Annotated in this window: 20 protein-coding genes; 8 read left to right on the top strand and 12 right to left on the bottom strand. The window is 58.2% G+C overall.

All coding sequences use genetic code 11. From position 1 onward, the window contains the following. Positions 1–2 precede the first annotated feature (2 nt). From rodA to ACR3EH_RS07910, 5 genes are read right to left on the bottom strand one after another with little or no spacing between them, the layout of a single operon-like run. Entirely contained in the window at positions 3–1142 is a 1140-nt protein-coding gene (gene rodA / locus ACR3EH_RS07930; RefSeq protein ID WP_171184028.1) for a rod shape-determining protein RodA, read from the bottom strand. Continuing rightward, positions 1139–3088: a penicillin-binding protein 2 gene (mrdA, locus tag ACR3EH_RS07925; RefSeq protein ID WP_171184030.1), complete on the bottom strand. Its 1950-nt coding sequence runs from the start codon at positions 3086–3088 to the stop codon at positions 1139–1141. The genes rodA and mrdA overlap by 4 nt, the downstream gene beginning before the upstream one ends. Further along, positions 3085–3621: a rod shape-determining protein MreD gene (locus tag ACR3EH_RS07920; RefSeq protein WP_171184032.1), complete on the bottom strand. Its 537-nt coding sequence runs from the start codon at positions 3619–3621 to the stop codon at positions 3085–3087. Before ACR3EH_RS07920 ends, mrdA begins: the two co-directional genes overlap by 4 nt. Further along, a complete protein-coding gene (gene mreC / locus ACR3EH_RS07915) occupies positions 3614–4516 on the bottom strand; it encodes a rod shape-determining protein MreC (protein ID WP_171184035.1) in 903 nt (300 codons plus the stop codon). The genes ACR3EH_RS07920 and mreC overlap by 8 nt, the downstream gene beginning before the upstream one ends. Before the next feature lie 58 nt (positions 4517–4574). Further along, complete coding sequence (locus ACR3EH_RS07910) at positions 4575–5621, bottom strand: rod shape-determining protein (RefSeq protein ID WP_039523195.1); 1047 nt, start codon at positions 5619–5621, stop codon at positions 4575–4577. Between the two features lie 155 nt (positions 5622–5776). Between ACR3EH_RS07910 and ACR3EH_RS07905 the strand changes: the two genes are divergently transcribed. After that, positions 5777–6562 carry a 23S rRNA (adenine(2030)-N(6))-methyltransferase RlmJ gene (locus ACR3EH_RS07905; RefSeq protein ID WP_171184036.1) on the top strand — a complete coding sequence of 262 codons (786 nt, stop codon included), beginning with the start codon at positions 5777–5779 and terminating at the stop codon, positions 6560–6562. Positions 6563–6717: 155 nt separating this feature from the next. Here the strand turns inward: ACR3EH_RS07905 and ACR3EH_RS07900 are convergent, their stop codons facing one another. Then, complete coding sequence (locus tag ACR3EH_RS07900; protein WP_171184038.1) at positions 6718–8286, bottom strand: 2-isopropylmalate synthase; 1569 nt, start codon at positions 8284–8286, stop codon at positions 6718–6720. A 291-nt stretch (positions 8287–8577) separates the two neighbouring features. Here ACR3EH_RS07900 and ACR3EH_RS07895 point away from each other — a divergent pair, with 291 nt between their 5' ends. Next, a complete protein-coding gene (locus ACR3EH_RS07895) occupies positions 8578–9243 on the top strand; it encodes an SDR family NAD(P)-dependent oxidoreductase (protein ID WP_171184040.1) in 666 nt (221 codons plus the stop codon). 4 nt (positions 9244–9247) lie between these two features. Here the strand turns inward: ACR3EH_RS07895 and ACR3EH_RS07890 are convergent, their stop codons facing one another. Continuing rightward, positions 9248–10729: an MORN repeat-containing protein gene (locus ACR3EH_RS07890; RefSeq protein WP_171184042.1), complete on the bottom strand. Its 1482-nt coding sequence runs from the start codon at positions 10727–10729 to the stop codon at positions 9248–9250. 154 nt (positions 10730–10883) lie between these two features. On the opposite strand from ACR3EH_RS07890, the gene ACR3EH_RS07885 reads away from it, so the two are divergent. The 3 genes from ACR3EH_RS07885 (at position 10884) to ACR3EH_RS07875 (ending at position 14552) form a co-directional block, all read left to right on the top strand. Further along, entirely contained in the window at positions 10884–12542 is a 1659-nt protein-coding gene (locus ACR3EH_RS07885) for an NAD+ synthase (protein WP_171184044.1), read from the top strand. A 315-nt stretch (positions 12543–12857) separates the two neighbouring features. Next, positions 12858–13082, top strand: a complete 225-nt coding sequence (locus tag ACR3EH_RS07880; RefSeq protein WP_171093553.1) for a hypothetical protein — start codon at positions 12858–12860, stop codon at positions 13080–13082. Positions 13083–13220: 138 nt separating this feature from the next. After that, on the top strand, positions 13221–14552 hold the full coding sequence (locus ACR3EH_RS07875) for an NAD(P)/FAD-dependent oxidoreductase (protein WP_171647356.1): 1332 nt from the start codon (positions 13221–13223) through the stop codon (positions 14550–14552). 4 nt (positions 14553–14556) lie between these two features. Here the strand turns inward: ACR3EH_RS07875 and ACR3EH_RS07870 are convergent, their stop codons facing one another. Beyond that, on the bottom strand, positions 14557–15489 hold the full coding sequence (locus tag ACR3EH_RS07870) for an MBL fold metallo-hydrolase (RefSeq protein WP_171647354.1): 933 nt from the start codon (positions 15487–15489) through the stop codon (positions 14557–14559). A 141-nt stretch (positions 15490–15630) separates the two neighbouring features. Between ACR3EH_RS07870 and gltX the strand changes: the two genes are divergently transcribed. Then, positions 15631–16956, top strand: a complete 1326-nt coding sequence (gltX, locus tag ACR3EH_RS07865; RefSeq protein WP_171647352.1) for a glutamate--tRNA ligase — start codon at positions 15631–15633, stop codon at positions 16954–16956. Positions 16957–16982: 26 nt separating this feature from the next. On the opposite strand, the gene ACR3EH_RS07860 is transcribed toward gltX, so the two are convergent. Continuing rightward, a complete protein-coding gene (locus ACR3EH_RS07860; RefSeq protein ID WP_171184052.1) occupies positions 16983–17594 on the bottom strand; it encodes a gamma-glutamylcyclotransferase family protein in 612 nt (203 codons plus the stop codon). Positions 17595–17687: 93 nt separating this feature from the next. Here ACR3EH_RS07860 and ACR3EH_RS07855 point away from each other — a divergent pair, with 93 nt between their 5' ends. Next, the gene (locus tag ACR3EH_RS07855) at positions 17688–18134 is read left to right on the top strand and encodes an RrF2 family transcriptional regulator (protein ID WP_171184054.1); all 447 of its coding nucleotides are present in this window, start codon (positions 17688–17690) and stop codon (positions 18132–18134) included. Positions 18135–18136: 2 nt separating this feature from the next. Here ACR3EH_RS07855 and ACR3EH_RS07850 read toward each other — a convergent pair whose 3' ends face one another. Both ACR3EH_RS07850 and ACR3EH_RS07845 read right to left on the bottom strand, forming a co-directional pair. Beyond that, on the bottom strand, positions 18137–20665 hold the full coding sequence (locus ACR3EH_RS07850; RefSeq protein WP_171675914.1) for an ABC transporter permease: 2529 nt from the start codon (positions 20663–20665) through the stop codon (positions 18137–18139). Next, positions 20662–21357, bottom strand: coding sequence for an ABC transporter ATP-binding protein (locus ACR3EH_RS07845; protein WP_171184058.1), 696 nt, complete (start codon positions 21355–21357; stop codon positions 20662–20664). Before ACR3EH_RS07845 ends, ACR3EH_RS07850 begins: the two co-directional genes overlap by 4 nt. Positions 21358–21384: 27 nt before the next feature. On the opposite strand from ACR3EH_RS07845, the gene ACR3EH_RS07840 reads away from it, so the two are divergent. Next, positions 21385–22047, top strand: a complete 663-nt coding sequence (locus ACR3EH_RS07840) for an arylesterase (protein ID WP_371732011.1) — start codon at positions 21385–21387, stop codon at positions 22045–22047. A 6-nt stretch (positions 22048–22053) separates the two neighbouring features. On the opposite strand, the gene ACR3EH_RS07835 is transcribed toward ACR3EH_RS07840, so the two are convergent. Further along, positions 22054–22608 (bottom strand): L,D-transpeptidase, encoded by a 555-nt coding sequence (locus tag ACR3EH_RS07835; RefSeq protein WP_171647348.1) that lies wholly within the window; start codon positions 22606–22608, stop codon positions 22054–22056. Positions 22609–22727 lie beyond the last annotated feature (119 nt).

The raw sequence follows: 22727 nt of genomic DNA, 5'->3' as shown, positions 1-22727 counted from the left end.
GATCAGCGGGGACGGTGGATATGTGCGCTTTGGACGATGCCAAACGCGGCCATCAGCACCAACATGGCCGAGCCGCCATAGCTGACCATTGGCAGCGGCACACCAACGACCGGCGCCATGCCCATCACCATCGACATATTGACGGCGAAGAACAGGAAAAAGTTCAGCGCAATGCCCAGAGTGACCAGCGAAGAAAACCGATCCTTGGTCGCAAGCGCTGTAACCATGCAGAACACAAGGATCAGCGCGTACAGGATCAACAGGGTGATGCCGCCGACAAAGCCGAACTCTTCCGCCAGGGTCGTAAAAACAAAGTCGGTATGCTTTTCAGGCAGGAAGTTCAACCGGGACTGTGTCCCTTGCATGAACCCACGCCCATTCCAGCCCCCCGACCCCAAGGCGATCTTGGACTGGGTGATGTGATACCCGGCGCCAAGTGGGTCGGTCGAAGGGTCCAGAAAGGTGTCAATCCGGCGGAACTGATAGTCCTTGAGCAATTGCCAGTCGGTCCCGCGGCTGTTGAACACAGCGGCGATCAAACCCACTACTGCTGCGATAACAGCTGCAAAATACGCCCAATGGACGCCCGCCAGAAACATCAGCCCGCCACCAGCGGCCAGAAGAAGGATCGACGTGCCCAGATCGGGTTGTTTCAGAACCAGTAGGGTAGGCAATACGATCAGGGCCACCGGAATAAAGACCCATAGCGGTCGGGACGTCTTGTGGGATGGCAGCCAGTCGTAGTAGGCTGCCAGGACCATGACTAGCGCGACCTTCATGACCTCTGAGGGTTGCAGGCGCATGAAGCCAAGGTCTATCCAGCGCTGCGCGCCCATGCCGATGGTGCCGAACAGTTCAACAAACACCAGCAACGCGACCGAGCCCAGATAGGCCAGAACGGACATGTTGCGCCAGAACCAGATTGGCACCAGTGCAATGATGAACATTGCAGTCAGGCCAAGACCGAACCGTTCCATCTGCGGCTCGGCCCAGGGCGTCCACGAACCACCCGCAACCGAATACAACATCAGGAATCCAGCGCTGGCCGTGCTGATCAGCAGCAAGGTCAGCGGCCAGTTCATGTACAGGAATTTTCGAAATCCAGACGGTGTGGATTTGACCGCGTACTCAAGATAGCTCATGCGCGGTCCTTTTCGTCAGGACGTGCTTTGGGGCGACGGTCGCCCTCGAGCTGTTTTTGCTGCTCCTTAATACGGTCACGGTCGCCAGCAGGGTATGCGTCGAGCGGTGGCGTGCCGTTATAAAGGGCCTGTAGCATGATGTCCCGCGCCACTGGGGCTGCGGCCTTGGACCCTCCGCCACCATGCTCGACCACGACGGCAATCGCGTATTTGGGTTTGTCGTAGGGGGCAAAACTGACAAACAACGCGTGGTCGCGACGTTCCCAAGGTAAGTCTTCGTTTCGGATTACGCCTGCTGCGCGTTCGGCCTTAGTAATGTTTCGCACCTGACTGGTGCCTGTTTTACCCGCCATGCGGAAATCCTCCGCGATAATACGGCTGCGATAAGCCGTGCCACGTCGATCGTTGGAAACGGCCCACATTGCTTCGCGGATGTGTTTGAGATTGGTGGGACTGATCTCAAGCGGTTCCCCCGCACCGCTGGGTTGTTCAACCCCGTTGATCGACCGCACCAGACGAGGCGAAACCGCACGACCAGTGGCGATCCGCGCGGTCATAACGGCCAATTGCATTGGCGAGGCCAACATAAAGCCTTGTCCGATGGACGCGTTGGCCGTGTCGCCGATAAGCCATTCTTCGCCGTGGATCCTTTGTTTCCATTCCTGGTTGGGTGCCAACCCCGCGCGCACAGCGGACATGGGGATGTCATGCTTGATGCCCAGTCCAAGCTTGTTGGCCATCTCAGAGATTCTGTCGATGCCGACCTTTATCGCCACATCGTAATAGTACACGTCGCAACTGCGTTTCAGCGAAGTGTTGAGGTCCACCATGCCATGGCCGCCACGCTTCCAGCAGTGGAAGCGACGGCTGCCGACTTTCAGATGGCCGGGGCAGTAAACGGTGTTTCCGGGGCCGACGACTCCGGCCTCAAGCGCTGCCAACGCCGTAACCATTTTAAAGGTCGAACCCGGAGGGTAAGTACCCTGAACTGTCTTATTTGCCAGCGGGCGGTACTTATCTTGCGTCAGCATCCGGTAATCTGCGACCGAGATACCACGCACAAACAGGTTGGGATCGAAACTGGGGGCCGAGGCCATCGCGCGCAGATCACCGGTTTCACAATCGATGACTACGGCAGCGGCGCTTTCGCCAGCCAACCGGGCCTGTGCGTATTGTTGCAGGTCCGCATCAACAGACAGTTGCAAGTCGGCTCCGGGCTGGCCTTCCTGTCGGTCCAGCTCGCGCATGACGCGACCGGTTGCGTTGACTTCGACGCGCTTGGCACCGGCCTTGCCGCGCAATGAGATTTCCTGTTTCGCCTCAAGACCCACTTTGCCGATTTGAAACCGCGGGATTCGCAGCACGGGTTCAGGGTCTTCGATCTGGCTGAGGTCGTAGTCACTGACCGGCCCGACATAGCCGACGATATGAGCAAAGTCCTCATAGCGTGGATATTGCCGCGTCAGACCAACTTCGGGTGTGACACCCGGCAAGGCTGGGGCATTGACGGCAACTTTCGATATGTCCTCCCACGTGACCTGATCGGCCAGCGTGACCGGCAGGAACGGGGCCGAGCGGCGCATCTCGGTCCGGGCGCGTTCGATCTCATCATCGTTCAGCGGGATCAGTTCTGACAATTTTCCGATCACCTGATCCACATCGCCGGCGTCTTCGCGCACAATGACGATTCGGTAGGATGGTGAGTTCTGGCCAATGATCTGCCCGTTGCGGTCGTAGATCCGTCCGCGATTTGGGGGGATTAGACGGATGTTGATGCGGTTTTCTTCGGCCAGCAGGCGATACTCATCGGCCTGATCCACCTGCATGAACCGCATACGTGCCGCCAGCCCGCCAATGAAGGCTGCCTGCAGGCCGGCCAACAACAGCGCACGCCGTGGCAAGCGTTTATAGGCCAGGCCCTGTGATTTGGGCTTGCGCGGCTTCATGCCCGACCTCCTTCCGCGCCGGTATCAGAAACGGTCATGCGACGGACACCGAACACGCTTTGGCTCAGTGCAACGATGACCGGATAACAGGCAATTGTCAGCACGAGCTGGATCATGACAGGCAACAAAGCGGCCTGTTGCACGGACAAGATTGAAAGAACGATCCTGTTCGCGAAAAACACACCCGCGATGACCACGCTAACCGACATCCATTCTCCGACGAAACCGGCATCTTTCATACCCGGTGCCGCCGAACGCAGATAGGCTGATCCAAAGACAACCAGTGCCGCCAAAAGGCCCGGTGGGCGTTGCAGAAGAAGGTCGGCCATCAGCATCACGACAGCCACAAGCAAGGTTGGAACATAGTCGGGGCGGCGCAGCACCCAGGCGAAAGTTAGGGCAATCAGAACGTCGGGAAAAGGCCAGCGATCTGGTTGCGCATCCAGCGGCAACAAATGCAGGAACAGCACACAAAAAGCCAGCGCTGCGTAGAGACCGCGCATCGCCCAGTTATGCGAGGCAGACTTATCCATCACTAAGTTCTTCAGGCGACAGGGCGGCTTCAGGCCGGGTTGGGCCGACTATGCCGCCGGGGTCCCGAATGATCGGGGCCGAGTTGAAGCGTAGAACGCGCAGAAACTCCAGCCGTTCGAAATCAGCGGACAGACGCACCCGCAACCGGCCGCCCGGATCCGTTGCGATCTGGCCAATCAGCAAACCAGCTGGGAAAACGCCACCGTCACCTGATGTAATAACCCGGTCGCCGGGGCGGACCAGTTCACGGCTTTCGAGGAATTCGACAACCGGTGCCGACGTGTTGTCCCCTTTGATCAACGCGGTCTGTCCCGAAGGCTGGATGGTAGCGGGTATGGCGCTGGTGGCATCTGTCACCAGAATGACGCGGGCTGTATCTGAACCGACGCCCGAGATCCGGCCGACAAGGCCGATGCCGTCCATCGTGGCCCACCCATCGACGATGCCGTCGCGCTCGCCTACGTTCAGCAGAACTGACTGCCGGAAAGGTGAGCCGCTGTCGGCCATAACCACACCGGTGATATAGGTCAGGCGCGGATCAAGACGTACATTGTTGAGATCCAACAAACGCGCGTTTTCCTGCTCCAGTTGCAGTGCCGCTTCTTTCCAGGCACGCATCAGGCGCAGTTCGCTGCGCAGTTCGCGGTTTTGCTCGCTCAGGCGCTGATAGCTTTGGAAGTCACGAACAAGATTGACTGTCGCAGTCACAGGCACCATGGCCCATTCCATCGAGGGTACAACTGCATCCACCACTTGCGCGCGAAACCGTTCAACGCGCGGGCTGTCGATGCGCCAGATCAGGAAGGTTCCCAACAGACAAAGGATCACGATCCCCAGCAACAAACGACGCAAGGGGGTTGTGTAGTCATCGCGCTGTGATCGGTCTTTTGCCACAGGTTACCTTCCCGTGCTGCTCGTGCCGAATTCAGACTGCCCCTAAAAGGTGCGCGCCTCAGCTCTCGTAGTCAATCGCGTGGCGCAGCTGTTTTTCATATTCTAGCGCCTTGCCGGTGCCCAAAGCCACACAATTCAGGCTTTCGTCGGCAATCGACACGGCCAGACCGGTCTGTTCGCGCAGGGCCAGATCCAGATCACCCAGAAGCGCGCCGCCCCCGGTCAGCATCACGCCTCGGTCCACAATATCCGCCGCCAGATCGGGCGGAGTGGTTTCCAGAGCGGTCATAACCGCCTCACAAATCTGCTGTACGGGTTCCGAGAGCGCTTCGGCCACCTGGGCCTGGCTGATCTCGATTTCCTTGGGAACGCCATTCAGCAGGTCGCGCCCCCGGATGTGCATCGACTGACCACGGCCATCATCGGGCATACGGGCGGTGCCGATGGTGGTCTTGATCCGCTCAGCCGTGGATTCACCGACCAACAGGTTCTGTTGGCGACGCAAGTAAGAGATGATGGCTTCGTCCATACGGTCGCCACCCACGCGGACCGAGCGGGCGTAAACAATGTCACCCAGCGACAGAACCGCGACCTCGGTTGTGCCGCCGCCGATATCGACGACCATGTTCCCGGTCGGGTCGGTGATCGGCATCCCGGCGCCAATCGCGGCTGCAATTGGTTCGGCGATCAGGCCCGCACGGCGCGCGCCTGCGGATAGAACCGACTGACGGATTGCGCGTTTTTCGACCGGGGTCGCACCATGGGGCACACAGACGATGATCTTGGGTTTCGAGAAGGTCGAACGCTTGTGCACCTTGCGGATGAAGTGCTTGATCATCTCTTCCGCCGTGTCGAAATCCGCGATCACACCTTCGCGCATCGGGCGGATGGCTTCGATTGAACCGGGGGTTCGGCCCAGCATCAGCTTGGCGTCTTCGCCGACAGCGAGAACCTTTTTCACACCGTCCTTGACGTGATAGGCAACCACCGAGGGTTCAGACAGGATGACACCGCGCCCCTTGACGTAAACCAGCGTGTTTGCTGTTCCAAGGTCGATAGCCATGTCCGCTGTGAACAGGCCGCCCAGATTGCCAAAGATCCCCATGTTTCCCCTGATCCTGTATGTCGGTTTTTCTACTGCCCGCGACTCGACGGTTCCGGGACGGATGACTTATAGGGTGCCATCACGCCCGGTAAAAGGGCTGATTCCGCGACAATCAGCACCTTTCCGCCTTATTGATTGGGACTTTAGAAGGCAAAATGCTCTCTTATCAACACATTTACCACGCCGGTAATCTGGCTGATGTCCAAAAGCACGCATTGTTGGCCTGGGTGCTGAATTATCTGACACGCAAGGACAAGCCGCTCAGCTATGTCGAAACGCATTCCGGTCGAGGGTTGTACAAGCTGGATGCGGAGGAGGCCGTGCGCACCGGAGAGGCCGCAGCAGGGATTAAGCGGGCGCAGCAAGAAGGGTGGTTCGGACCTGATCATCCGATGGCGCAAGTTTTGGAAAGCGTTCAAAATCGTCACGGCAATGCTGCCTATCCGGGCTCACCCCTTGTTGCGGCCAATCTGCTGCGGGATCAGGACAGCTTGCATTTTGCGGAACTTCACCCACAAGAACATGCCGCTCTGGCCTTGGCCATGTCGCCCTATGGGGCCAAGGTTTACCAGCAAGACGGTTTTGCGCTGGCGCAATCCTTGCTTCCGCCCACACCACGCAGGGGGATGCTGCTGATCGACCCGAGCTATGAGGTGAAAACCGATTATGATCGTCTACCCGGGATCATCGCCAAGCTGCACCGAAAATGGAATGTCGGGGTCATAGCGTTGTGGTATCCCATCCTGTCGGACAAGCGCCACCAGGCCATGATACGTGCTTTGAAGTCGCAGAACTTGCCCAAAGCTGTCTGTCACGAGGTAACGTTCCCCCCGGTTCGTAAAGGGCATCGAATGGTCGGTTCCGGTATGTTCATCATCAATGCCCCGTTTGGCATCGAAGACGAAATGAAGCGTCTGTCCGCTTTGTTTGACCAGCTTTGAGCAGAGTTGGGTGAAACCTGCCTATGCTCCCGCCTCGTTTGCCCGCATTAAAGATGCCGTCAAACAAGTTGGGCCCGGCAGCGCCCTAAGCGCGCTGCCGGGCCCAAAACCCAAGAAGGGACGGCGCGCCGCGGGTGCAGGAGCCCTTGGGCCGTTCAGGTCAGGTCTTTATAGCTGATCTCACGCATATCAGCACCGGGACCTGCTTTTTCGCGCCGTACGATCAGGCGGTTCAGCGCGTGGATATAGGCTTTGGCAGAGGCCACAACCGTATCCGTGTTCGCAGACTGACCGGTTGCAATCATACCGTCCTCGCTCAGGCGAACAGACACTGTAGCCTGCGCATCGGTGCCTTCGGTGACCGCGTGAACTTGATACAACTGAAGGCGGGCTGTGTTGGGATAGATTGCCCGGATCGCTTTAAAGGTCGCGTCCACCGGTCCGTCACCATGTTCAGTGGCGATAACGTCTTTGCCGTCCATTTCCAACTCGACCGTGGATTCTGCCTGACCACCTGTGCCGCAGGTCACTTTCATCGAGACAAGCTGCAGGTAGTCATCGTGCTCATCCATGGTCATCAAGGCGATGAGGTCGTCGTCGAAAACCTCTTTCTTGCGGTCGGCCAGATCCTTGAACCGCACGAAAATGTCGCGCAACTGGTTGTCACCGACCTCAAAACCCAAAGTCTCAAGCTTGTCGCGCAAAGCCGCTCGGCCCGAGTGTTTGCCCAACGGCAGAGAAGTACCGGACAGGCCAATGTCCTCTGGGCGCATGATTTCGAAGTTTTCGCGGTTCTTGAGCATCCCGTCCTGATGGATGCCGCTTTCATGGGCAAAGGCGTTCTTGCCAACAATGGCCTTGTTGAACTGCACGTTGAACCCCGACACTGTCGCCACCCTGCGTGAGATGTGCATGATCTTGGTGGTGTCGATGCCGGTGCGCCAAGGCATGATGTCATTGCGGGTGCGCAGCGCCATGACAACTTCTTCCAGCGCTGTGTTGCCAGCACGTTCGCCCAACCCGTTGATTGTGCATTCAATCTGGCGCGCACCACCCGCAACGGCCGCCAGCGAGTTCGCGGTCGCCATGCCAAGGTCGTTGTGGCAGTGGGTGGCAAAGATCACCTCATCCGCGCCCGGAACCGTTTCGATCAGGCGTTTGATCAGGTCAGCGCTTTCGACCGGTGCGGTGTATCCCACGGTGTCCGGGATATTGATCGTTGTGGCCCCGGCTTTGATCGCAATCTCGATTACGCGGCACAGGTAGTCCCACTCGGTCCGCGTCGCATCCATAGGCGACCACTGAACGTTCTCGCACAGATTACGCGCATGGCTAACCGTTTCGTGGATCTTGTCGGCCATCTCATCCATGGTCAGGTTCGGAATGGCGCGATGCAGCGGAGAGGTGCCGATAAACGTGTGGATCCGGTTCTGTTCAGCGTGTTTCACGGCCTCCCAGCAGCGGTCAATGTCGGCGAAGTTTGCCCGGGCCAGACCGCAGATGCGGCTGTTTTTAGAACGTTGCGCGATCTCGGAAACGGCCTTGAAGTCGCCCTCGGATGCGATGGGGAAACCGGCTTCGATGATGTCGACGCCCATCTCGTCCAGCAGCTCGGCAATCTCCAGCTTTTCGTCATGGGTCATGGTCGCGCCGGGGCTCTGCTCGCCGTCGCGCAAAGTGGTATCGAAGATCAAGACGCGGTCTTGGTCGGTCACGTTGGTCATGGGAATCTCTTTCTTGTCTGTCCTAAAGCCTTCTTGGCGCGCTGGCGTCCTCCTCTGAGCGGGCGCGCCGGATGGCACGCTCAGAGGCGGATTAGGATCAGTAGGCCACGCAGAGACGCACCGCGCAGGGCGGTGTCGGCACAAAGGATATCTGCACGGTTGATCATGGGATTGAGGTTATACAGAGCCCGCCAGGAATGAAAAGACCAATTTGTGTCCAACAGGTCCTGCGCTGGCTTTCTTATTCCAGACCAACTTGATTGTGCCCTCTGCGCAGCTAGCTGGATGCAGATGAAAACAGCATTGATCATCGGAGCCTCGGGCGGAATTGGCGCAGCGGTTTGTAGAGCCTTAGAGGCGCAGGGCGTCTCGGTAACGGGCTTGTCGCGGTCATTGGACGAGTTTGATCTGACTGATCCCGACCGGGCATTGCTGTTGCTGGACGGGTTGCCTGATCCGTTTGACTTGATTCTCGTCGCGTCCGGGGCGTTGGAGATCGAGGGGGCTGCACCGGAAAAGACAATTCGCGCGGTTTCAGCCAAGGCGATGATGGATCAGTTTGCGCTCAACGCGGTAGGTCCGGCTTTGGTGCTGAGCCGGGCGCATAGGCTTTTGCCCCGCAAGAGGCGGTCGGTTTTTGCGGTTCTTTCAGCGCGTGTGGGATCCATCGGGGACAATCGGATGGGGGGCTGGATCAGCTACCGGGCCGCCAAGGCTGCGGTCAATCAAGTTGTCCATACCTCGGCCATCGAACTGTCGCGGACGCATAAACAGGCGATTTGTGTCGCCTTGCATCCGGGAACCGTGAAAACTGCGTTCACGCAGAAATACTTGAACCGTCATCCAGCCGTCGAGCCTGAGGATGCCGCCCAAAACTTGGTATCCGTGATCAATGGACTTACACCAGCGGACACCGGCGGTTTTTTTGATTGGGCCGGGCAACCCGTTCCGTGGTGAGGGTTTACCCGTCGGAGGCCTCGGGCGTTTCGGCCTGATCATCCGGTGCAGGCTGTGGATCCTGGGTGTCTGACTCGCTTTGCTGGTCAGAGGCCCGGCCCGGCAAAACTCCGTTTTCCCAAATACCGGTTTCTTCCTGCCCGTTGGCATAGCGCATCGTTCCGCTGCCCTGGCGCTTGTTATCGACAAAATTACCTTCGTACACATCGCCGTTCGAATAAGTAGCAACGCCCACGCCTTCGATCTTGCCTTCGGACCAGTCGCCGACGTATTTGAACCCAGCGGGGGTCACGATTTCCCCAGCGCCATGCCGTTTTCCGTTCAGAAAATCGCCAGTATAGACGGTGCCGTCGGAATAGGTCGCTTTGCCCTTGCCTTGGCGAACGCCATCAACCCAGTCGCCGTCATAGACCGAGCCGTCCGCGCGCGTCACGACGCCCTTGCCATGGCTTTGCGCGTTCTTGAACTGGCCCTTGTATATCATACCGTTGGCATAAGTGGCCGTGCCCTGACCCTCGATCACGCCAGCGATCCAATCACCTTCATAGGTTGACCCATCGGGATAGGTGATGCGGCCCGTCCCCTCAGCCAAATCGGCAACAAAATCGCCGACATAAACCGAACCATCGGGATAAGTCAGCTCTCCCAGACCTTCGATCTGTCCCTGGTTCCAGTCGCCGGTATACACAAAGCCGTCCGTGCCGGTGAACGTGCCCTTGCCCTGGCGGCGATCATCGACAAAATCGCCCTCGTACACGTCGCCTTGCGCGTGGGTCACTTTGCCTTTGCCCTGACGGCGCCCTTCTACCAGTTCGCCCTCATAGACATCGCCATTGGCATAGGTCAGACGACCGGTGCCGGTGATCTGGTCCTGCGCCCATTCACCGGAATAGATCATACCGTCGGGCATGGTTTGCTTGCCCGTGCCATCGCGCAATCCTGCGCTGACGTCGCCTTCATACACGCTGCCATCGGCATAAGTGATCTTGGCCTTGCCTTGCCGCTGTCCATCAACCCAGTCGCCATCATAGATGTATCCGTCGGGAAAAGTCAGAACGCCTTTGCCGTGCCGCTGGGCATTCCTGAACTCGCCTTCATAGCGGGTGCCATTGGCGAATTCGGCAACACCTGTGCCGTTGATTGATCCGTTGGACCATTCACCGTCATAGCTGCTGCCATTGGCATAAACGATCTTGCCGCGCCCTTCGGGTTGGCCCTTAGAAAAACTGCCTTCATAGATTGACCCGTCGGGATAGCGGGTCACGCCCTGGCCCTGAATCTCGCCTTCAACCCACTCGCCCGTGTATTCAAACCCGTTGGGCAGCCGGTAGGTTCCCGTCCCGTGGCGCAGCCCGTTTTCATAGGTGCCTTCATAGACGCCGCCAACTTCGTCATCTTTGATGATGACTGTTCCGTCCTGTGCAAACGCCGTCACTGCGGACAGACTGAGCCCCGCTGCCAAAATCGAATATCGGATCACGTTCATTTTCGGTCCTGCCTGCCGGGTCATCGCTGGTTGCATCTTTGGAGGCAAAACTAGGATACCGTCGAGGGCAGGGCAACGGCTTTTGCCGCATTGGCCTTTTACTCGCGCGGTGATCTGCTAAATGGCAATAGGACTGACGAGGCAAGAGGGCAGCATGGCCGACCGTTTCCGTATCACTCTGGCGCAACTGAACCCCACTGTGGGTGACATTGAGGGCAATGCAGCCAAGGCGGTTACCGCTTGGGAGCAAGGCAAAGCAGCCGGTGCCGATCTGGTGGCCTTCCCCGAGATGTTCATCACCGGGTACAACACGCAGGATCTGATCCAGAAGCCAGTGTTCCACCGTGCGGCCATGGCGGCGGTCGAGGCGTTGGCCAAAACATGCGCAGACGGACCAGCGATTGCCATTGGCGCGCCTTGGGCGGAAGAGGACAAGTTGTTCAACGCCTACCTGATCCTCAAAAACGGGCGGATCACCAGCAAGGTCTTGAAACATCATTTGCCGAACGAAACCGTTTTTGACGAAGTGCGCCTGTACGATGCCGGTCCGCTGGGTGGGCCGTATTCGGTTGGGAACTTCCGAATTGGCAGCCCGATCTGCGAAGATGGGTGGCACCCGGACGTGGCAGAAACCCTTGAAGAAACCGGGGCCGAGTTTTTGCTGATCCCCAACGGATCGCCCTATTTCCGCGACAAGTATGACGTGCGCCTGAACCATATGGTGGCGCGTGTTGTCGAAACGGGTTTGCCACTGATTTACCTGAATATGGTGGGTGGGCAGGACGATCAGGTCTTTGACGGAGCCAGCTTTGGCTTGAATCCGGGTGGAGAGCTGGCCTTTCGGATGCCTGTTTTTGACGAAACTGTCTCACACGTGGATCTTGAGCGTGGTGACGATGGCTGGCTGATCGCGCCTGCCGAAATCGTTCCTCAGCCTGATGTGTGGGAGCAGGATTATCGCGCGATGGTGCAGTCGTTGCGCGACTATATGGGCAAGACGGGTTTCAAGAAGGCGCTTCTTGGTTTGTCCGGGGGCGTCGATTCTGCGTTGGTGGCGGCCATCGCGGTCGATGCCATCGGGGCCGAAAACGTGCGCTGTGTGATGTTGCCGTCGGAATATACCAGCCAGGCTTCGCTGGATGATGCCGAGGCCGTCGCCAAGGCATTGGGCGTGCACTATGATTTTGTGCCGATTTCCGAGGGCCGGGCCGCGGTAACGAATACTCTGGCGCCGTTGTTTGCGGGGCTGGACGAAGGATTGACCGAGGAAAACATTCAGTCCCGCCTGCGGGGGCTGCTGCTGATGGCGATCTCGAACAAGTTTGGTGAAATGCTGTTGACCACCGGCAACAAGTCCGAGGTCGCGGTGGGCTATGCCACGATCTATGGCGACATGAATGGCGGCTATAATCCGATCAAAGACCTTTACAAAACCCGCGTGTTTGAAACCTGCCGTTGGCGCAACGCCAATCATCGTGACTGGATGATGGGTCCCGAGGGCGAGGTGATCCGCCCGTCCATTATCGACAAACCGCCAAGTGCCGAGTTGCGCGCAGACCAGAAGGACAGCGACAGTTTGCCCGACTACCCGGTTCTGGACGGTATCCTTGAGATTTTGGTCGATCAAGATGGCTCAATCGCCGACTGCGTCACTGCCGGGTATGACGAAGCAGAGGCCCGGCGGGTCGAACATCTGATTTACATCAGTGAATACAAACGGTTCCAGTCTGCTCCTGGTACGCGCCTGAGCAAGCGGGCCTTCTGGCTGGATCGGCGCTATCCAATTGTGAATCGTTGGCGCGATCGGACCTGAGTTTCACGGCAAGGTCAGATTGCGCGGAAACAGTCGTGCGCAAATGATGTCAATTGTTCCGAAATCGCGAGAAATCGGGTGCGATTTAAGGCACTTACAGCTGCCTCAGACTTGTTTCGGTGACATTTTTCTGCCACATTTTTGCTTAGAAGTTGCCCGATGCGGGGCGGGTGCGACGCAATTTATTCGGAACGCGTAAAATTGGTTCGCGGTACGAGCGACGCATCCCGGGTTGGATGTCTGAGTGAACGGTGTGGTGGTAAAATGTACAAGGAATATGACAATTCGCTTCATGCTCCTATGCGAATGCGGACGATGGAATCTCCGCCTCAGGAGCTGAATGAAGAAAAGTTGGATGCAGCAATAGCCGATATGCTGGACGAGCAGCGGGAATTGGACGAGCAAGCCGCCGCCCATTTCCGCACAGAGTTTCCAAGATTGCTGCCTCAGAAAGATGTGACTGCACAGGCCGCGCGTAAGCAAAGCGGGCTGTCTGCGATCCTGCGCCAGAAATGGGCAGAGTTGTCCGGCGCGGCTTAATACGCTCTTTGCTGACACTGATTTCGGCACCTGGGCCACAGGTGTCGAAAATACTGCAAGAGCGCTCGGAATTCACATTGCTTATCCACGGTAGGCAGGTCTCCATACTGGTCCAAGCGACTGATGTAAGACCTGTTAATGACCGCACCCAAACCAACCCCCGTCGAATCTGATCTGGCCCTGCCCAAACGTGTGGATGTTGTCGTCATTGGCGGAGGTATCATTGGCGTTTCAACAGCATTAGAGCTGGCTGAACGCGGCGCTTCTGTTCTTTTGTGTGAAAAGGGTCAGATTGCAGCAGAGCAGAGTTCGCGCAATTGGGGTTGGGTGCGTCTGGGTATGCGAGACCCAAGGGAAATTCCCCTGATGCAAGAGGCGTTGCGCGTCTGGCAAACGCTGGACGAGCGTTTGGGGCGCGAAACAGGCTATACCCAATCCGGCATCCTGTTTGGGGCCTCTGGCGCAAGAGACGCAGCCAACCTGCAAAAGTGGATGCGCCATGTTGATGGATTGCAAACCGGGGCCAGGATAGTGTCCGGCGGTGAGCTTTCCGATTTGCTGCAAGGGCATAAAACGGGTTTGACAACAGCGCTTTACATGCCGCAGGACGGTCGGGCCGAGCCGCAATGGGCTGCTCCGGCCATTGCAGAGGCTGCACGAAACCGGGGTGCAGTGATCATGACGCAATGCGCCGTACGAAGTTTGGACACTCGTGAGGGGCGTGTCGCGGGTGTCTTTACAGAACGTGGAAAAGTGGCCTGTGACCGGGTTGTCCTGGCTGGTGGGGCCTGGTCGCGGTTGTTTGCAGGCAACGCAGGTGTCGCACTGCCGCAACTCAAGGTTTTGAACACGGTCCTTCGCACATCCCCCGTGCACGATGGTCCTGGACCCGCGTTGTGGTTCGACGATTTTGCGATCCGCAAACGCGCTGACGGCGGCTATACCATTGCGTCTGGCCACGAAAACACAGTGGACATCGTGCCCGACAGTTTCCGGCTTGCGAAACAGTTCCTTCCTGCCTTTGCGCAAGAGTGGAAATCTCTGCGTTTTCGCTTGTCCAAACGCTGGACGATCGAAGCGCGACACGATCGGCGCTGGCTGCCCACCGATGTGACCCCGTTCGAGCAGTGCCGAATTTTGAACCCTGAGCCATCGCAGAAAACGTTGCGGCACGCTTGGGGCCGCGCCTGTAAGGGGTTCCCGGCGCTGGTTAACAGCGAAGTTGTGCAAAGTTGGGCCGGAATGATCGACGTTACGCCTGACGCCATTCCGGTGATCTCAGGTGTGGATGAGTTGCCGGGTCTTTTCATTGGCACAGGATTCTCAGGCCATGGATTTGGCATTGGTCCAGGTGCCGGGCGATTGATCGCCGATCTTGTCGCTGAAACGACGCCTTGTGTGGATCCGGCCACGTTTCGCCTGTCGCGGTTCACCGACGGTTCGAAAGTGCGACCGGATCCGGGGTATTAGTGGCTTAGCCCATCATCTGATAGCTGACCGGAACAAAGCGGAAGCCTTCGCCACGTGTCTCTACAAAGCCAGCAGCTGGAAACGGCATGTGATAGCCGATCATCGGCACCTTATCTGCGGCAAGCATGCCCAGAACGTTGCGCCGCGATGCGGTCGCAGCCTCTTTGTCGGCGTCAAAGCTAAAGCCCCATTCCGGGTGCGCAAAAGACCAGACATAGTGGTTGGCCAGATCGGCCGTCAGAACCAGCCGCTGACCGTTGCTTTCGAGATGGAAAACCGTGTGACCCGGCGTATGTCCATAAGCAGCGATGGCTGTGATGCCAGATGACACTTCTCCGCCATCCTCGACAAAGGTCATCTTTTCGGCCAATGGCGTGACCTTGGCCGCGACCATGTCGCCGACACGGTTTCCGGCTTCCATCCCGGACCAGAAATCGTATTCGGACGATGCCGTGACATAGCGTGCATTCGGGAAGGTCGGCGCGTCATTTGTGGTCATGCCGCCAATGTGGTCGGGGTGCATATGAGTGATAACAACCACGTCGATCTGATCGGGCGTGACGCCCGCATCGGCCAAAGCTGTCTGAATACCGCCTTGTCCCAAACCAGTGTCAAACAGAACAAGTTCGGATCCTGTATTGACCAGCGTCGGGGTGAAGAAGAACTGCGCCACGTCGGGTGAGATGAAGTTTTCGGCGGATACCTTTGCGAAATCTTCATCTGACACGTCCTGGCCAAACAGCGCTTTGGCGTCATCGCGAGGGACGCTGCCGTCCAGCAATGTGGTGACAGTGAAATCACCCAGAGCAAACGATCTGGCGATGGTTGATTTCGCTTTGGTTTCAGTTCCCGCAGCCAGAATTGGCGTAGCGGCAGAGGCAAAAGGTAAAGCCGCTGCCGCACCAAGTGCAGCCCGGCGGGTCAGTTTGATAGTCATTTTGGGGTCTCCCTGTCTGTGCCAGCAATGCTTTAGATAGGTCCTATGCGCGAACTTGCCACCTGACGTTGCTGTGAACAGGTCTGCCGACTGGACAAATAGCCGATCCTGTGACAAGAGCCGCGCCAACAGGAGACATCCATGACAACCACCCGTTTCGCCCCGTCGCCCACCGGTTACATCCATGTGGGCAACCTGCGCACCGCCCTGATGAACTATCTAATCGCCCGCAAGGCTGGCGGTACATTCATCCTGCGTATTGACGATACCGATCCCGAGCGTTCGAAAGAAGAATATGTCGATGCCATCAAGCAGGATCTGGAGTGGCTGGGTCTGCATTGGGACAAGGTTGAACGCCAGTCTGACCGCTTGGATCGCTATGCCGAAGCTGCGGACAAGCTGCGTGAGATGGGTCGGTTCTATGAGGCGTTTGAGACGCCGACCGAGCTGGACTTGAAACGCAAGAAGCAACTGAACATGGGCAAGCCACCGGTCTATGATCGGGCCGCGCTGAACCTGTCAGATGCCGAAAAAGACGCCCTGCGCGCCGAACGCGGCAACGGTGTATGGCGCTTCAAGCTGGATCATGAGCGCATCGATTGGAATGACGGCATTTTGGGCGACATCTCGATTGATGCTGCTTCGGTGTCTGACCCCGTATTGATCCGCGGTGACGGTCAGGTGCTTTATACAATTGCGTCCGTTGTGGACGATACCGAAATGGGTGTAACCGATGTGGTGCGGGGATCGGACCATGTGACCAACACTGCAACGCAGATCCAGATAATCGAAGCGCTTGGTGGCAACTGCCCGCGTTTCGCACACCATTCGCTTCTGACTGGCCCTCAGGGGGAGGCATTGTCGAAACGTCTGGGAACTTTGGCTCTGCGCGACCTGCGCGAACAGGGCGTGCAGCCGATGGCATTGCTGAGCCTGATGGCGCGTTTGGGGTCATCTGACCCGGTTGAGTTGCGCTCGGACATGGCGGAATTGATCGAAGGGTTTGATGTGAACCGGTTTGGTGCGGCACCGACCAAGTTTGACGTACAGGACCTGTTCCCGCTGACCGCCAAGCACCTGCAATCGCTGCCGCTGGCAGATGTAGCTGATGCGGTGACGGATGCTGGTGTTCCGGCTGAATTGGCGGAACCCTTTTGGGCCATGGCGCGCGAAAACATCACAACTCTGGCCGATCTGAAAGGCTGGTGGGAACTGTGCCGCGATGGGGCCGAGCCTTTGATTGCCGATGAAGATCGCGAATTTATTGCCGAGGCGATCGCTTTGTTGCCCGACGGCCCGTTTGATGGCGAGACCTGGGGTACTTGGACCAAAGCGGTGAAAGAGGCGACAGGCCGCAAGGGCAAAGGCCTGTTCATGCCGCTGCGCAAAGCCCTGACTGGGATGGAGCGGGGGCCGGAAATGGCGGCTCTGCTGCCCTTGCTGCAAGTGATCCGCGCACGGGGCTGATCGCCCCGTACCGAAACTATGTGAGCTTAGAATTTGAAAGAGGCAGGCAAATCGTCTGCCTCTTTTTGTTGGTGTGGTTGGATAATCTTCACGGATGCGCGTTCCAGGCGGTTATCTACAAACGCTGTTTCGTCAGGTTTGAGCTGTTGATGGCGGGGATATTTCGGCTCGGCCCGGTCATTCACAACAGGCGCGTCCCAGCCGTCGGTTGTGGCAAAGAACCGGTCCGCACCATCTTGTCCAAACGCCCTCAGGTATCCCTGCACAACGACATCAATATAACTTAGCAGCAAGGGATGGTGATTGCTGGGCGCGGTGTGCCGGTCATGGGGCACCGCATAAACCGCGATTTCGACATCATGCGTCAGGGGGTGTGAAATCGAATTCGTTGCCGGAACCCGGTCATAGGCCCATTCCCGCTGATCCAGTGCGGCCCAGTCGTTTTTAGGCACATGGGCGATCATGCCTTCGATCTCGGACTCGGGGTCGGGAATTGCGGTCAGGAACGCGACCGGACGCAGATCGGTATGGCGCCACGCCCGTTTCCAGCCTTTCAGCTTCGCGGGGCGCGGGTCGGGAAAATCATGGGTCGCGAGGTTCACAAGGCTGCCATAGCCAAAGAAATAGGGGTCAGGCATGGATAAGGCGTCCTTTTGATCGATTGATGTATGTCAAACCGCTTTTTTCCCGGACATGCAATAAGGCTGCATCTAGAATTCAGGGAGGCCCTCATGCGGATTACCAAACGGACGAATATCGCTGTGCGCCTGTTGATGTATTGCGCAGCGCACCCGGACAGGTTGGTCACGAAGGCGGAGATCGCCGAAGTGTGCAACATCTCGGAAAACCATCTGGCACAAGTGATCAATCAACTGAGCCAGTTGAACTATCTGAGCACGCAACGGGGTCGCAATGGCGGCATGTCCCTGGCGCGCCCGGCGGAAGAAATTCGGATCGGTGCCGTTTTTCGGCATGTCGAAGGGGCCTTGCCCATTGCCGAGTGTTTTGCGGATGCGGACAATACCTGCCCCTTGACGGATGCCTGCCGGTTGCGGCTGGCGCTGCAAGACGCGGCCGAGGTATTTTACGCTTCACTTGATGATGTATCGCTGGATGCTTTGGTCTGTGACAACGATCCGTTGCTGAAGCTTCTGCAGCCCGTGGCCTGTGTACGCTGAACTCAGTCGCTGGCGCGTAAAATGCGGGCCGGTCGGGCCGAAAGCGGGCGCAGCGCAAAGGCAAGACCTGCGCAAAGTGTGACGCCGATCCCGGCCAGAACAATGCCGAGGGCCGAAGACCAGATGACCGCAAAATCCGTCTCGAATATGTAGGTGGCAACGGCCCAGCCGCCCAGAATGCCGACCAGCAAGGCAACACAGCCCGCGGCGGCCCCCAGTAAGACAGAGCGCAGGCCAAAACTGCGCAGAATGCGGCCCCGATTGGCCCCGAGGGTTTTCAGGATTGCCGCTTCGTATCTGCGGGCAGGTTCGCCTGCCGCTGCCGCTCCGATCAAGACCAGAAACCCGGTTAGCAAGGACACACCTGCGCCGTAAGAAGTAGCGGCGGCGATGCCGGCCAGCAGGCCCGAGACACGGTCGATGGCATCGCGTACGCGAATGGCCGTGATGTTGGGGAACTGGCCGGCGAGATCCTTGAGGATGGCAGCCTCGGCCTGCTCTTCTGCATAGACAGTGGCGATGAAACTGTGCGGTGCACCGGACAGTGCAGAGGGGTTCATCGACATGATGAATCCCATGCCTGCGGTTGAAAAATCCACTTCGCGCAGGGATGTCAGTTCTGCCGTAATGTCGCGACCAAGGATATTGACGGTCAGTTGATCGCCAAGTTGCAGGCCCATTTCGGCGGCCTCTTCAGCGGCAAAGCTGACCTGCGGCGTGCCCGAATAATCCTCGGCCCACCACTCCCCGTCGGTTACATTCGCGTTTGCCGGGGGCTGGGCGGAGTAGGTAACACCACGGTCGCCTTCCAGCACCCAATGATCACCAGCCACGTCACGGGCAGGGCGGCCGTTGATCTGCGTGATGATCCCGCGCAGCATTGGCGCGCTTTCGATGCGGCTGACGGCAGGGTCCGAAGTCAGGCGATCGGTAAAGCCGGGCATCTGGTCCTTCTGGATGTCGACGAAGAAATATGAGGGCGCAACGTCCGGTAAATTGCCAGAGATCGCGTTGCGCAGCGTGCCGTCGATCTGTCCAACGGCGGCTAGAACGGACAAGCCCAGGCCGAGCGACAGAACAACCGAGCCTGCGCCTTCACGCGGGTCTGAAATGGCGGACAAGGCCCATCGCAGGGCGGGGCGGCCGCGTGCCAGAGGCGCTCCGGCCCGTGCCAGTTTGCGAATGGCGTAGGCTGAGAGGGTCAGCAAAACCAACGCGCCCACAAGCCCGCCGCTTGTCCAAAGGGTCAATCGGGTGGATCCGCTGAACCAGGCGGCAACGGTGACAAGCAACACAAGTCCAATTCCTGTGGCGATGACAAAGATCGGGCGTGGGATCGCTCGGGCTGTGCTCAGCGCATCGCGAAACAGGGTTGCGGCCCGCACGTCCTCGGTTCTGGCCAATGGCCAAAGCGTGAACAGAAATGCGGTGAGCAGCCCATAGATTGCGGCCTCAATCAGTGGTTGCGGATAGAGCGAGAATACTGCCGGAACCGGTAACTGGCTTTCCAACAGAGGCGCCAGAAGCAGCGGAGCCAGCCCACCCAGCGCCAGGCCGAGCGCAATTCCGATCACAGACAGCACGCCGATCTGAAGCATGTAGGTTTGAAAAATCGTCGCGCGATCAGCCCCCAAAGTGCGCAGGGTCGCGACGGTTTCCGTTTTTTGGCTCAGGTACGCGCGCACGGCGGCAGAAACTCCGATACCACCTACGGCAAGGCCCGACAGTCCAACAAGAACCAGAAACGCGCTGAGGCGACCGACAAACTCGGAAATACCGGGGGCACCGTTACGCGCATCGCTCCATCGCATTCCCGTGCCGTCGAAGGCTTTGTCAGCTTCGGCGGCGATTTCGGGAAGAGCAATCGTGTCTGGCAGGTTCAATCGGTATTTGGTCGAAAACAAAGTACCGGGTTCCAACAACCCGGAGGTCTGTAGCGCCTCGGTTCGAACCAATGTGCGCGGTCCAAGGCCAAACCCATCTGCCGCGCTGTCGGGTTCGTTCACCAATGCGGCTGTCAGGATAAATTCCTGTGTCCCAAGCTTGAAGCGATCACCGACAGTCAGCCCAAGCCGGTCGATCAGCACTTGCTCCATAATTGCTCCGGGCAAGCCGGATGTCCCGTTTAGGGCATCATCCAGCGTGATGTCAGGATCCAGTTTGACCGAACCAATCAAGGGGTACGCAGTGTCGACGGACTTGACCTGGGTAAGTGCGCGCTCCGGTCCGTCGTCACGGGGTACAACAACCATCGAGCGGAAATCGACGATTTCGGACACCTGTTCGGATGCTTGCTGCATCCAGGCACGCTCTGCCTCGTCGGCAAAGCGATAGGTGAATTCAAGCTGGGCGTCGCCGCCCAAAAGCGAAGCACCTTCCTGCGCCAATCCGGTTTGAATGGCTTGCCGTACCGACCCGACGGCTGCGATGGCAGCGACGCCGAGAGCCAGACAGGCCAGAAAGATCCGAAATCCCTGCAAGCCGCCGCGTAGCTCGCGACGGGCGAGCCGCCCCGCCAGTCGCAGGCTCATTCGGCGGCCTCCTGCAGGGTTTCTTCTGCAATCCGTCCATCGCGTAAACGGACGACACGATCACAGCGTTCCGCCAGAGAACGGCTGTGGGTGACAAGAACGAGCGTGGCCTCGTATTTTTGGCGCAGTCCGAACAGCAGATCAACAATCGCGGAGCCGTTTGTTTCGTCCAAATTCCCGGTCGGTTCGTCCGCCAACAAAATCTTGGGGCGCGGCGCTGAGGCACGGGCAAGTGCCACCCTTTGCTGTTCGCCACCCGACAATTGCGCCGGGTAATGATTGCGCCGATGCGACAGGCCAACAGCTTCCAGCTCAGCCTCGGCACGGTCGAACGCGTCCTTTTGGCCCGCCAACTCCAGCGGTGTAGCCACGTTCTCAAGCGCAGTCATGGTCGGGATCAGGTGGAAATTCTGAAACACCACGCCCATGTTGTTGCGGCGAAAGCGGGCCAGAGCATCTTCGTCCTTGCTGGTTAGGTCCTGATCCAACGCGGTAATCTGCCCACTGGTCGCTTGTTCCAACCCACCCATCAACATCAGCAGTGAAGATTTGCCCGAGCCGGACGGCCCAATCAGGCCCAGTGTCTCACCCTTGGTCACAGACAACGTGATGTCATGCAGAATATCGACCCGTCCGGCATTGCCATCCAGAGACAAAGCAGCATTTTGGAGAGTGAGAACGGCAGATGTCATAGGTTTACCCGATTAAGGAGCGGTCTTTTGGGATATGGAGCGATCACCACATTGCGCAAGGCTTTGATGACAGGTCTGTTTATCTTCTGCGGTTTCACGGCCACAGCCGAGCAAGTGGTGATTGCCGCCTTGGGGGATTCGTTGACGCAAGGCTATGGGCTGGTGGAAGAAGACGGGTTTGTACCTCAGCTTGACCGTTGGCTTGAGGGCCAAGGAGCGGATGTGCAGGTGATCAACGCCGGTGTCTCGGGCGACACAACGGCGGGTGGGGCCGCGCGGGTGGAATGGACTCTGACACCGGACGTGGATGGAATGATCGTTGCCTTGGGGGGAAATGACCTGCTTCGCGGGATCGATCCTGCCGTATCGAGGGCCAATTTGAGCAAAATCCTCGAGGTTGCACGGGCAGGTGATGTCGCCGTTCTGCTTATCGGCATGCAGGCCCCCGGCAACTACGGGGCCGAGTACAAGCAGGACTTTGACGCCATGTATCCCGAATTGGCCCAGGACTTTGGAGCATTGTTCGTCAGCAGTTTCTTTGAAGGGCTGACAGCCGACGGCGATCCCGGCGCAGTGTCGCAGTTCATGCAGGCTGACGGCATTCATCCAAATGCCGACGGGGTCGCCCGGATCGTGGATGCGCTGGGCCCGTCCGTTCTGGAGCTTGTAGGGCAGGCAGCGGCCCCCTGACTTTGATCAGACGACCGTGACCACTGTTCCGATTGGGACACGATTGTATAGGTCAATGACATGTTCGTTCAGCATACGGACGCAGCCGTTTGACACTGCATGACCAATGGTTTGCGGCTGCGTTGTGCCATGGATGCGGAAATATGTGTCGACGCCGTTCTGGAATAGATACAGCGCTCGCGCGCCCAAAGGGTTATCTCCGCCACCGGGTTGGACATAGTCATTGTCCTTGAACTTTGCATAGGCCACCGGGTCGCGTTCGATCATCTCGTCGGTCGGGCGCCAGGTCGGCCATTCCTTCTTCACGGCGATCGTCGCTGTCCCGGTGAACTCCAATCCCGCCTTGCCGACCCCACAGCCATAGCGGATCGCTTTGCGAGGCTCAGTCACGTAGTAAAGATAGAACGAGCGGGGGGCGACCAGAAGCTGCCCGGGCACAAATTGCTTTTTGATGCGCACGAATTGCGGCGTCGGATCATACTCGACCGCTTTCTTGGCGCTGGCGATTCCCGGCAGCAGGCTGGCAGCTGTTCCGGCCAGAAAAACACGGCGTGTAAACATCGAAAACCCTCATCGAATGACCAATGAAACTTAAGAACAGTTTCAGTATGATATGATACTTGGTCAATTCTGGGGCAAACATCACGTGGTCGTGATGTGTTCCGGCCGCCACGCAGGCG

The organism is Ruegeria sp. BG7, assembly GCF_056535685.1.
The sequence above is the reverse complement of the archived record's forward strand: the minus strand, read 5'-3'. Positions and strand labels throughout refer to the sequence as shown.